Source organism: Streptomyces sp. NPDC102490 (genome assembly GCF_044765285.1).
Classification (GTDB): Bacteria; Actinomycetota; Actinomycetes; order Streptomycetales; family Streptomycetaceae; genus Streptomyces.
Window position 1 is genome coordinate 437831 of sequence record NZ_JBIWJU010000005.1, and the last position, 12585, is coordinate 450415.

The following is a 12585-nucleotide window of genomic DNA, read 5'->3' on the forward strand; positions in this document are numbered from 1 at the left end:
CACGGGGAGGGCACAGGGTCAACGGGTGGTGTAGCCGCCGTTGGGGAACATCGTCTGACCGGTGAACCACCAGCCTTCGGTGGCCAGGAACCTGATGATCGGGACGATGTCCTCGATCTGGGTGAGCTGGTTGCCCATCGCCTGCGACTTGTGGAACTCCACTCGCTCCGGGGTCTCCTGACCGTAGAAGAACGGCGTGTCCATCGGCCCCGGAGCCACCGTGTTCACGGAGATCCCGCGGTCCGCGAACTCCTTGGCCGCCGCCCGGGTGAAGTGCTCCAGGGGCGCCTTTCCGCCGGCGTAGGTGGAGTAGCCGTCGGTGAAGGCGGCGAGCAGAGACGTGCCCACGCTGATGATCTTGCCGTGGTCGTTCAGTCGGCGCCCCGCCTCCTGGATGAAGAAGTACGCCGCCTTGGCGTTGATGCCGAACATGCGGTCGTACTCTTCCTCGGTGGTCTCCAGGATGGGCTTGCGCAGTACCATCCCGGTGGTGTTGACCGCGATGTCGGCGCCGCCGTAGGTGTCCACGGCCGTGTCGAAGAGCCGCCGTACGTCGGTGACCTTCGTCAGATCCCCCTGGACGGAGACGGCCTGTCCTCCGGCCTCCTGGATCGCCTTGACCGTCTGCTCGGCATCGCTCTCGGAGCTGTGGTAGTGCACGACCACCTTCGCCCCGGCCTCCGCGAATGTCCTGCTGATCAGCCCGCCCAGGTTCTTCTCGCCACCGCCGACGACGGCGATCTTGTCCCTCAGCGTGTTCTCAGTCATGTCCGCACTTCCTCACGGCCCTGTCGGCCATCGACTGGATGACGTTCCGGAGCCGAGCCTAGGTGGACATTCCAGGCATCAGGTAACAGAAGTTTCGGGTCGCTCCACAAACATCATCGGTACCCCCAGTCAGCGGACTCGTGCGCGGGGGAGCTGCCTAGTGCGAAGCCGCGCCAGTCGTCGGTCGTCGCACCGATCGCGACCGGGACCTGGTTGATGCGGTCTGCGGCGATTGCCTAAGGGATTCCGGCTTGCCGAGGTGGAGCGCATGGGCGGCTCGGGTGACCTCGGCGCCGAGCGTGGTTGGCTACCTGCCCGGCGGCAGGAAGATCGCCGTGCCATGGAGGCGGTTCGCCAAGCACCGCTCGGTGAGAAGCCGCGTCGGGCCCCACGGTCGTGGCGGTAACGATGGGGGCTCACACTTCGGTGTCGTCAGCCGCAGGTGATGATCAGCGAGGTCACCACGGTGCACGTGCGGGTGGCCGTGTCGTTCGCGGGCCGCGGGTCGACCGGGTTGCCGGCAGTGCGCGTCACTTTGACGGTGTAGGGCAGCCCTAGGGTGAGTGTGCCGACAGGAACCCGGAATGTTCGGGTCGTGACGGCACCGGACGCGAGAGTCCCCACGGTGCAGACGACGCGGCCGCTCGTGGTGGTGCAGGAGCTGCTGGTGGCGGTCATCGGCGCGGGTAGAGCCGCGGTGACGGTGGCCGAACTCAGCTCTGAGGGACCGTGGTTGGTGAGCGTGACGGTGTAGTCGATGTGCCCGTTGAGCAGGCCGGGGGTCCCCTTGGCCGCCAAGGTCACGCTCAGGTCTGCCGTGGGAGCGGGGACGAAGGCGATCCCGGTCGGCCGGCTGCCGACGGCGAACGTGGCGGTGGTGGTGCTGGTGGCGGTGTCGATCACTGTCACCGTGTCGCCGTTTGCGTTGGCGACGTAGGCGCGGCTTCCGGCCGGATCGAAGGCCACGGCCTCCGGTCCGCCGCCGGCCGGGACGGTGGCGGTGACGGTGCCGGTCGCGGCGTTGATCACCGAGACGGTGTTGCTGCCGTTGTTGGTGACGTAGACGAGTCTCCCGTCCGGGGAGGAGGTCACCGCGTGCGGGGCGATTCCGACGGGGATGGTCGACGTCATCGTGCCCGTCGCGGTGTTGATCACCGCGAGGGAGCCGCCGTTGACGAGTGCGACGTAGGCGAGGGTGCCGGCGGGGTTGAAGGCGACCCCGTAGGAGTGGGCGGGCAGCGGTACGGAGGTGACGGTGTCGGTCGCGGTACTGATCACGCGGACGGCGTTGCCGTCGCTGTCGTCGGTGACGTAGACCTGCGAACCCGACGGGTTCACCGCCAGGGCGACGGGCCGCCCGCCGACGGTGATGGTGTCCGTGACGGTGCGGGTGGCGGCGCTGATCACGGAGACGGTCCCGTCGCCGGGGTGCGTGACGTAGATCCGGGCGTCGTCCGGAGCGACGGCCACCGCGTAGGGCGTCTGCCCGACCTGGATGGTGGCGGTCACTTCCGAGGTGGCCGTGTCGATCACGGAGACCGTGCCGTTGTCCGTGTTCGTGACGTACGCGAGGCTGCCGGACGCGTTGAGGGCCACACCGTAGGGGACGGAGCCCACCTCGATGCTGGATGTGGTGTTGCTGCTGCTGTCGACCGACGAGACGCTGCCGTCTCCGCTGTTGACGACGTAGAGTGCGGGACCACCGGGAACGGCGGCCGCGGCATCGGTGGCGGGCAGAGCGGAGATGGCGGTGGTCGCCAGCACCAGGCTCGTCAGCAAGCCGAAACGGCGACCGGCTCCGGCCCTGCGTGGCGAACGGTTCCGTAACGTGAGGAACATCGACAACATCCCTTCCCCTGTGTCCCGCACCACGACCGCGGGAACCGGAAGGCCCCAGGAACCGGCGGCGGCACCGTCACACGGTCCCACCGCCACCGGCCCCCTGACCACCTGCTGTCCTTCGCCGAATCGTGGGCTCTCGTAGGGAGTTGAGGGGATGGGTCGCCGTCGGGGGCCTCCCTGATGACCTCGCAGGCGGGCGCGCTGGAGCCTTCGGAACACCGGGCAGGCGTCCGGGCCGTCGGTGACCAGCGTGGCCACGCAGCAGTAGCCGGCCCGTGAGCAGTACTCCCCATCACCGCGGCCGTCCCCGCCGCGCCGGGGCACGCGGAGTCGGCGTGCGCGACGGAGCCAGGAGCGGGCGCCGACAAGGCGAGAACAGCGGTGAGGAGCGGGTGTGACGGCTGTACCCCGGATCCGGTTGCGGGGCGGTGGATGGTTCCGGATCCGGGGTGGTTGGTGGCCGTGCCGGTCTACTTGACGGCGCCGGCGGTGACGCCGCGGGTGAGGGAGCGCTGGAAGATGAGGAAGAAGACGACCATGGGGATGACGCCGAGGAGGGCGGCGGCGCTCAGGGCGGTGGGGTCGCTGGTGTACTGGCCCTGCATGACGGACAGGCCGAGGGGGACGGTCTGGTTGTCGTTGGAGATGAGCAGGACGAGGGGGTAGAGGAACTCGTTCCAGCTCCAGACGAAGAAAAAGACGCACATCACCGACAGGGTGGGCCAGCTCATGGGCAGGATGATGCGCCACAGGATGGTCCAGCGGCCGGCGCCGTCGAGGGAGGCGGCTTCGATGAGTTCGCGGGGGAAGCTGCTGAAGACGGAGGAGAGCAGGTAGGTGCCGAAGGCGCTGTAGGTGATGCCGACGAGGATGGTGTAGCCGAGCTTGCCGTCGTAGAGGCCCATCTCCTTGAACAGGTAGTAGATGGGGTAGACCAGTCCTTCCTGTGGCAGGACGTTGACGCCGAGGAAGAAGACGAGGAAGGCGGTGCGCCAGCGCACGCGGCCGATGCCGATGGCGTAGGCGTTGAAGAGGGCGAGGACGACGGCGATGAGGACGACGCCGAGGCTGATCTGGATGCTGTTGACGAGTTTCTGGGTGAAGTCGACGCGTTCCCAGACGTCGCCGATGATGTCCCAGTTCCAGTGCTCGGGCCAGGACAGTGACCCGTTGGCCCGGTAGTCGGCGCTGGTCTTGAAGGAGTTGAGCAGGATGATGGCGAACGGGGCGAGGAAGGCCAGGACGAAGACGGTGACCGCGGCGACGACGGCGTAGGAGCCGGCACTGCGCTTGCCGGGTGCCCGGGTCCTGCGTCGGCGTCCGGGGGGTGCGGGCGCGGGAGGGTCGGTCTTCTGGGTGCGGGATGTGACGGGTGTGGTGGTGTCGGTGGTCATGGTCATCCGTCCTCGCGGGCCTGGCGGGTGAGCATGGTTCCGGCGATGATCAGCACGAGCAGGGTGATGGTGCTGGAGATCGCGGATCCGTAGCCGACGTCAGCGCGTTCGAAGAAGTTCTGGTAGGCGAAGTAGGCGGGGACCAGGGTGGAGTTGCCGGGGCCGCCGCCGGTGAGGACGAAGATCTGGGCGAAGACCTTCAGGCCGGCGATGGTGGTGGTGACGAGGACGACGTAGACCTCGGGCCGCAGGATGGGCACGGTGATGCGGGTGAAGCGCTGCCACCAGGAGGCGCCGTCGAGTGAGGCGGCCTCGTAGAGTTCGGGGTCGATGCGCTGCAGGCCGGACATGAACAGGACGAGCGGGTAGCCGAGCTGCATCCAGACGAGGACGCCGAGGACGACCCAGAGGGCGAGGTCGGGGTCGCCGAGCCAGTTCTCGGCGAGGGAGCCGAGACCGATGGTGTCGAGGATGCTGTTGACGGCTCCTTCGGGGGCGAGGATCCATCCCCACATCAGGCCGGTGACGGCGACGGGGATGACCTGAGGCAGGTAGAGGCCGGAGCGGAAGATGCCGACGATGCCGTCGCCGTGCTTCTTGCCGATGTAGTCGAACAGCAGCGCGGCCAGGAACAGGCCGAGCAGGGTGGGTACGACGGCGATGCCGATGATGACGAAGGCGATGTTGCGGAAGGAGGCCCAGAAGTCGGCGTCCTGGAAGAGGCGTGTGTAGTTGTCCAGGCCGATGAAGGTGGGGTCGCCGATGCCCTGCCACGCCGTGAGGCTGTAGTAGAAGGTCATCACCAGCGGGACGACGAGGAAGAGCAGGCTCAGCAGCAGGCCCGGCGTGAGGAAGACGGCATATCCCGTGGACCGCGGGTGACGTTTGGTTTTCACTGTTGCTCCTGGTTGGGCGGGGCGGCTGCCGCGGCGGGTCCGGGCAGCCACCCCCGGAACGCGTGGTTACCGGCCGGCGGCGCGACGATGCGCCGGCCGGGGAGGGAACGTCACGGCCGGGTCGCGACGTACTTCTCGTAGGGGGCCGCCAGCTCGTCGAGGACGGAGTCGGCCTTGCCGCCGTTCATGAGGTTCTGCGTGGCGGCGACCCAGGTGTCGTAGTAGCCGGCGACTGGCCAGTCGGGGTAGAAGGCCAGGCCGTCGTTCTCCTGGGCCTGCGCGAAGGCTTCGGTGAGCTGGCGGGACCTGGGGTTGGTGATGTCGGCCGGCTTGGCGGCGAGCGGGACGTTGCCCTCCTCACCGATCAGCTTCTGGATCTTGTCGGACATCGTGATGCCGATGAAGTCCTCGGCGAGCTTCTTGTTCTTGGCCTTGGTGGGGATGACCCAGTTGTTGCCGCCGGAACCAAGCGTTCTCTCGCTGCCCGGGTAGGGGGCGGTGGACCACTTGAAGTTCTTGATGTCGGTGGTCAGGCTGCCGAACCACCAGTTGCCTCCGACCATGATGGGCCGCTTTTGGGCAACGAACTGCTCGGCCATGTCGCTGCCCTTGAGGCCGACGTCCTTCTTGTCGAAGTAGCCCTTGTCGAGCCACTCCTGGTACTTGTCGACGGCGTAGGTCATCTCGGGGCCGTGGAAGTCGACCTTGCCAAGGTAGCGCTGGTAGTTGTCGACCCAGGTGTTGTTCGCCTTGGACAGGGCGAGCAGGTAGAGCCAGTGGCTGGCGGGGTGGTCGTTGCCGGCGTTGGCGAGCGGCGTGATGCCGGCGGCCTTGAACTTCGCGAGCGCGGCCTCGAAGCTCTTGAAGTCGGTGGGCTTGTCGACGTCGTACTTCTTGAACAGGTCGTCGTTGTAGTAGGTGAGGACGAACTCACCGTAGTTGGGTATGCCGTACCACGTGTCGCCGCCCATCTCGCCCTTGTCGTTGTAGCGGGCGGTGACGGAGGCGCTGTCGCTGATCTTCCTGTCCCAGCCGTGTTCCTTCACCAAAGGGGTGAGGTCGGTGAGCAGGCCCTGCTTGGCGAGCTGGCCGGTGGTGGCGTTGCCCTTGTTGTACTCCATGACGTCGGGCGCCTTGTCGGAGTTGAGGATCATGCCGGCGTTCTGCTGGATCTGTTCGAACGTCTTCTGCTCGAAGACGACCTTGACGTCGGGGTGGGTCTTCTTGAATTCGGCGATGGCCGCGTCCCATGCCTTGCTCAGGGCCCCGTCCTCCTGCTCGTAGTGCCACAGGCGGAGGGTCTTGCCGTCGCCCTCGGCACTGTCGGAGCCGCCGCAGGCGGTCAGCGGTGCCAGCAGGGCCAGGGCGGTGACCGCGAGGAGGAGCGGCCTTCTGCGAAGGACGGACGGGGTGCGCGGGATGTTCATGGCTGTTCCTTGGTGTGCGTCGTTGCGACAAGGGCGGGCGGTGTCAGCTGGTGCGGCGGCGGTGGACGCGGGCTTCCCACGGCTGCAGGGTGTGCGGGCTCGTGAGGGGTGAAGTGGCGGGCACGTTGGCGATCAGGGTCTCGCTGTGCTCCCAGCCGTCGGGCAGGTCGACGGTGAGGTCGGTGCCGCTGAAGTTGGCCAGGACGAGCAGTTCGGTGGCCCGGTCCGCGTCGTGGCGGGTGAAGGCGTAGAGCTGTTCGTGGCCGGGGTGGAGCAGGTGGAAGTCGCCGTGGGTGAGGGCGGGTTCGGTGTGCCGCAGAGCGATCAGGCGGCGGTAGTAGTGGAAGACGGAGTCGGGGTCGGCCTGCTGCGCCTTGGCGTTGACCTCGGTGTGGTCAGGGTTGACCGCGATCCACGGGGTGCCGGCGGTGAAGCCCGCGTGTTCGGTGGCGTCCCACTGCATGGGCGTACGGGCGTTGTCCCGGCTGCGGTGCCGCAGCCCGGCGAGGACCTGCTGTTCGTCGGCGCCGAGGGCCAGCTGATCGCGGTGGTGGTTGAGGGACTCGATGTCCCTGAAGTCGTCGATGGCGGCGAAGGGCGTGTTGGCCATGGCGAGTTCCTCGCCCTGGTAGACGTACGGTGTGCCGCGGTGCAGGTGCAGGACGGTGGCGAGCAGCTTCGCCGAGCGGTAGCGGTACAACGGTGAGTCGTCGCCGAAGCGGGAGACCACACGCGGCTGGTCGTGGTTGTTCCAGTACAGGCTGTTCCAGCCGGTCTGGCCCAGGCCGGTCTGCCAGCGGCCGAGGCTGGCCTTGAGGTCGGTCAGTTTCAGGGGGCGGACGTCGAACTTGCCGCCGGGGCCCTGGTCGAGGCCGACGTGCTCGAACTGGAAGACCATGTCGAGTTCGCGGCGGGCGGGGTCGGTGAAGAGCTTGGCCTCCTCGACGGTGACGCCGGGCATCTCGCCCACCGTCAGCAGGCGCCGCGGGTGGCCGGCGAAGACCTCGCGGTGCATCTCGGCGAGGTAGTCGTGGATACGGGGCCCGCACACGTAGTGGGGGCTTCCGTCGCCGAAGCGGGCACCTTCGGCGACAATGCCGTCAGGCAGGGCCGGGTTCTTGGAGATCAGGTTGATGACGTCCATGCGGAAGCCGTCCACCCCCCGCTCCAGCCACCAGCGCATCATCGCGTACACGGCCTGGCGGACATCGGGGTTGTCCCAGTTCAAGTCGGGCTGCTTGCGGGAGAAGGTGTGCAGGTAGTACTCGCCGCTGGCGATGTCGTAGGTCCAGGCGGGACCGGAGAACCACGACTCCCAGTTGTTCGGTTCCGCTCCCGCCGTCCCGGGCTCCATGCCCTCGCGGGGCCGGCGCCAGATGTACCAGTCGCGCTTCGGGCCGCCCGGACCGCCGTCGCGGGAGGCGGTGAACCAGGGGTGCTCGTCGCTGGTGTGGTTGACGACCAGGTCCATCACCAGCTTCATGCCGCGCTCGTGCACGGAGGCCAGCAGCCGGTCGAAGTCGGCGAGCGTGCCGAACAGCGGGTCGATGTCCTGGTAGTCGCTGATGTCGTAGCCGTTGTCGTCGTGCGGTGAGGGGTAGACCGGGGAAAGCCACAGCACGTCCACGCCGAGCTCGGAGAGGTAGTCCAGACGCTCGGTGATTCCCTGAAGATCGCCAATGCCGTCCGCGTCCGAGTCGGCGAAGGAGCGTGGATAGATCTGGTAGACCACCGCTTTGCTCCACCAGGCGTCGGCAGGGCTGGGCGCGTTTTCGGGCACGTCAAACCTCATCGTGTGTGATCGGCTACTTGAAGTGAAGACGGAAGGGGGGATGTGGTGACGGTCGGCGGCGGGTCAGGAGATGGCTGCGCCCACCGCGTCACGGATGACCAGGCAGGCCGCGCCTCTGGCCCACAGGTCGTGGCGGACGGGGTCGACGTGGACGTCGCAGTCGCGGGCAGCGGTGGAGAAGGCGTGGGCTTCCAGTGCTTGTGACGCCGCCGGGCCGAAGAGGTCGTAGGCGACCGCTCCTTCTCCGGCAATGATGATCTTTTGCAGGTTCAGGAGATTGCACATGCCGGCCAGGCCCCGCCCCAGGGCGGCTCCTGCTTCGGCGAACGCGGAGCGGGCGACCGACTGGGCGGAGCCGCCGGATGAGCGGGCCAGGTCGATGGCTTCGGAGATGGTGGCACAGGGGACACCGGCGTCCATCAGATGGCGCAGGACCGCCCGGTCACCGGCGAGAGCTTCCAGGCAGCCGCGGCGGCCGCAGCTGCACATCGGGCCCGCGGGGTCGAGGGGCAGGTGGCCGAGTTCTCCGGCCAGGCCGGTGGCGCCGGAGAACAGGGTTCCGTCGAGGAGGAGGCCGCAGCCGATGCCGGGACCGACGGTGACGACGGCGAACGAGTCGACGTCGCGCCCTTGTCCGAACCAGCGCTCGGCGACGACCAGGGTATTGACGTCATTGTTCACGACGACCGGCAGACCAGTCGCCTCACGCAGCGGGCCGGCCACGTCTACCTTGTCCCAGTCGAGCAGGGCCGAGTAGCGGCAGACACCGGCGCCTGAGTCGACGTGACCGCTGACGCCGACGCCCAGCCCCAGCACCCTGTCCGCCGCTTCGGGCGCCTCGGAAAGGAGCCTGCTGGTCAGGGCTGCAGCGGCGGACAGGGCAGTCTCGGGTGTGCAGTCGGCGATCGGTTCCTCGGCGCGGGCCAGGACGTTGGCCGCCATGTCGGTGACCACCCCGGACACCTGCTTGGGACCGATCTTCGTGCCGACGACGACGTGCTTGTCGGGATTGACATGAAGCATCTTCTGCGGCCGGCCCCGCCCCTGGGGGGCAGTGTCCGCTTCGCGCAGGTAGTCATGCTCCAGGAGCGGGGGAAGCATCCGGGTCACGCTCGAGGGCACCAGGCCAAGGCGCTGGGCGAGCTGGGTGCGCGAAATGGGACCCGCGGTGAGCACGGTCGCGAAGATCTCCGCCCGGGTCTGCTCACCGACAAGCTCCGAAAAGCGGATCTTGGACGGGCTCATCACGCGCGCCTCCAAAGGCGTAGTCGGTCAAGGGCTGGTCCGGCCGGTCCGCTTCCATCGAACCCGATGCGGTGCGGGCCGTCGCCCATGACGCCGAAACCGTGGCATGAGCAGGGACAGGAAGTTCATCGTCCCCTCCTCGCGCCTCACTCCGGGCCCCGGCCCGGTGTCCTGAGCCGGCTGGACATGACGGGAGTCTGTCCTCCCGTTTTTCGTGCGTCAAGAAAGAAAACAGCGCGTTACACAACCGTAATCGCACCTCGTGTGCCTGCTGCCTGCGTAAGACATCCCGGTCTGAGACCTCTGTCCGGACGGAACGGAGGTCGAGCGTCAATGAATCTTGTTCATTTCGTTGACACGAGGAAGAAATGACGGGACGTTATCCGGCGACCGCACAGCGCTGGGCTCAGCATCCCGGCGCTTGGGCGGCACCCCAGGGACCCGTTGTCTGCGCCGTTGGCGCGCTCAGCGGCGTGCGTGCCGCGTCCACCGGCCCGGGCGGGACGGAGAACCGGAGTGTCCCAGTCCCCTCGGATGAACCCGGGCGCACGCGCCACCCGTTCTTGTCTGCTGAAGGGAGGACTCTTGCACTGGTCCGGTCACCGGCCCGCGCCGAGGCGGTGGCCGGCCGAGCCGCCGGGCAACCGGCCCTTCACGTGTACGTAGTCCGGACTGGCCGGGGACACCCGATGTCCGCCCCCAGCACTCTGTAGACACCCACCGCCAGCCGTCTCGGCCGCGCTTCCCCCTGATGCGTGCCGTCTCGCTGGCCTGCGCGCTGATCGAGCCGCCCGAACGAACCGTTTGGGGACGGCGCCGAGCCGTCGGTGGGTCCCCTGTTGCCAAGGAAAGGGATATCCGCATGCCTGCAGCAGCACTGAGACGACTGGCGGCGATCGCCGTCGGTCTGGCACTGGCACTGGCCTCGGTCATCGTGCCCGCCGGCACGGCCGCCGCCGGGACGCCTTCGAGTCGCCCCGCCCCTGACGTCCGGGCCGCCTCGGCGGCTGAGCCGACGCCTGCGGACAGCACCGCTCTGAAGACGTGGTGGCACGACAACTACGAGTTCAACACCACCAGCCCGGTGGCCAACGACAAGGTCCGGCGGTCGTCGTTCTACGACGTGAAGGTCGCCACCGAGGCGGCCCCGACGACGAAGTACGACTCGTTCGCCTACATGAGCATCCCGCGCAGCGGCAAGGGCAAGATCGGCTACACCAAGGAGGACGGGGCCGAGTTCTCCTCGTCCGCGAACCTCACCATGAGCTGGTCCTCGTTCCAGTACACCACCGACGTGTGGGTCGACGTCTCCCTGCGCACCGGCCAGACGATCTCCTCGGCCGACCAGGTCAAGATCAAGCCGAGCAGCCTGAACTTCGCCAAGGAACTGGTCAACAGCAACACCGTGCGCGTCAAGGTGCCCTACGACGCCAAAGGCTACCGGTTCTCCGTCGAGTTCGACCCGCAGCTGTACACGGCCTACAACGACATGTCCGGCCCCGCGAACGATGCCGGCAAGCTCACCGACCAGGGCGGCGGCGGCAACCGGGCCATCCACACGGAGCCGCGCAACTCCATGATGATCTTCGCCGAGCCGGCGCCGGCCGGAGCCGAGAAGGACAGGCTGGTCCCGACGGCGGCCTCCGGCAGCATCCACTATCCGCAGCAGGGCCAGGTCACCAACCTGAACACCATCAGTGAGGAGATCGTGTACTTCCGGCCCGGCACCTACTACATGACCTCCAAGTACCACGCGCTGCTGCCCAAGCAGGTCAAGTGGGTCTACCTGGCCCCCGGTGCGTACGTGAAGGGGGCCATCCGGTTCCCCGACGACAGCCAGGGGCTGTACAAGGTGACCGGCCAGGGCGTGCTCTCCGGTGAGCAGTACGTCTACGAGGCGGACACCAACAACAACTACGACCACCTCTCCGGCGCCTCGAACTGCCACTCCAGCTGCGTGAAGATGCTGCAGTTCGCCTCCGCGCAGGGCCGCCAGCAGCACCTGGACCTGCAGGGTGTGACCATCAACGAGCCGCCCTACCACTCCTTCGTGGTCTACGGCGACGAGCAGACGTTCAGCATGCGGGTCGACAACTACAAGCAGGTCGGCTCCTGGTACTGGCAGACCGACGGCATCGAGCTGTACCGCGGCAGCACCATGAAGAACACGTTCTTCAACGCCAACGACGACGTGCTGAAGATGTACCACAGCGACGTCAGCATCGATAACACCGTCGTCTGGAAGAACGAGAACGGCCCCGTCATCCAGTGGGGCTGGACCCCGCGCACCATCGACAACGTCCGGGTGAGCAACACCCACGTCATCCACAACCGCATGTACTGGAAGGACGTCAAGTACAACACCTGCATCCTGAACTCCTCCTCGCACTGGGAGGACATGGGCTCAACCACCAAGGCCGACCCGGGCGCGTGGGTGAAGAACATGACCTTCGAGAACATCACCGTCGAGGGCATGACCAACTGCGCGATCCGCGTCTTCGCCCTCTCCAGCACCGAGAACATCCATGTCAAGAACCTCAGGATCGGCGCCTGGAACCAGCTGGACCCGTCCTCCCAGGTCAGCCTCCTCAAGCGGTACAGCAACAGCGCCGGGCAGAAGGTGACCCTCGGCAACGAGACGCGTGACAGCCGCGGCCTGAAGCTGGAGAACTACACCGTCGGGGGCACCGTCATCCAGAAGTCCGGCACCAACTGGGCCGCCGACCAGCTCGGCCGGATCGGCTTCGACGCCGAGAACTGGGACAACTGGAACGCCTGGGGCCCGGGCGGCAACAACCCCGACCCCGACCCGGTCACCGGCGGCAAGATCGTCAACGGTGCGACCGCCAAGTGTGTCGACCGCGCCGGCGGCTCCATCGCCAACGGCACCACCGTCCAGCAGTGGTCCTGCGCCAACGTGGCCTCGATGAGCTGGGCGCTCGACGGGCAGCAGCTGAAGTCCGGCGGCAAGTGCCTGGACGTCGAAGGCGGCGCCACCACCAACGGCACCAAGGCGCACCTGTGGGACTGCGGCACCTGGGACAGCCAGAAGTGGGCCTTTCAATTCAACGGCGCCCTGAAGAACCTCAAGTCCGGACGCTGCCTGGACATCGAAGGCCAGAGCACCGCCGACGGCGCCCGCCTGCACCTGTGGGACTGCGGCACCTGGGACAGCCAGAAGTGGACCCTCACCTCCTGACCCACCCCGGTGGCCGCCGGCG

At 67.4% G+C, this 12585-nt stretch carries 8 protein-coding genes; 1 reads left to right on the forward strand and 7 read right to left on the reverse strand.

Annotated elements, in window-relative coordinates; translation table 11 throughout:
- Positions 1-18: 18 nt before the first annotated feature.
- From ACIRGB_RS13715 to ACIRGB_RS13745, 7 genes are all read right to left on the reverse strand, one after another.
- Entirely contained in the window at positions 19-768 is a 750-nt protein-coding gene (locus tag ACIRGB_RS13715) for an SDR family oxidoreductase (RefSeq protein ID WP_403863089.1), read from the reverse strand.
- Between the two features lie 432 nt (positions 769-1200).
- A complete protein-coding gene (locus ACIRGB_RS13720; protein ID WP_403863092.1) occupies positions 1201-2547 on the reverse strand; it encodes a beta-propeller fold lactonase family protein in 1347 nt (448 codons plus the stop codon).
- A 533-nt stretch (positions 2548-3080) separates the two neighbouring features.
- The gene (locus ACIRGB_RS13725) at positions 3081-4004 is read right to left on the reverse strand and encodes a carbohydrate ABC transporter permease (protein ID WP_403863095.1); all 924 of its coding nucleotides are present in this window, start codon (positions 4002-4004) and stop codon (positions 3081-3083) included.
- A gap of 2 nt (positions 4005-4006) precedes the next feature.
- On the reverse strand, positions 4007-4900 hold the full coding sequence (locus ACIRGB_RS13730) for a carbohydrate ABC transporter permease (RefSeq protein WP_403863098.1): 894 nt from the start codon (positions 4898-4900) through the stop codon (positions 4007-4009).
- 110 nt (positions 4901-5010) lie between these two features.
- Complete coding sequence (locus ACIRGB_RS13735; protein ID WP_403863101.1) at positions 5011-6327, reverse strand: ABC transporter substrate-binding protein; 1317 nt, start codon at positions 6325-6327, stop codon at positions 5011-5013.
- 43 nt (positions 6328-6370) lie between these two features.
- Complete coding sequence (locus ACIRGB_RS13740) at positions 6371-8107, reverse strand: alpha-glucosidase (RefSeq protein WP_403863104.1); 1737 nt, start codon at positions 8105-8107, stop codon at positions 6371-6373.
- Between the two features lie 75 nt (positions 8108-8182).
- A complete protein-coding gene (locus tag ACIRGB_RS13745; protein ID WP_403863108.1) occupies positions 8183-9364 on the reverse strand; it encodes an ROK family protein in 1182 nt (393 codons plus the stop codon).
- 862 nt (positions 9365-10226) lie between these two features.
- On the opposite strand from ACIRGB_RS13745, the gene ACIRGB_RS13750 reads away from it, so the two are divergent.
- On the forward strand, positions 10227-12563 hold the full coding sequence (locus tag ACIRGB_RS13750) for a family 49 glycosyl hydrolase (RefSeq protein ID WP_403863111.1): 2337 nt from the start codon (positions 10227-10229) through the stop codon (positions 12561-12563).
- Positions 12564-12585 lie beyond the last annotated feature (22 nt).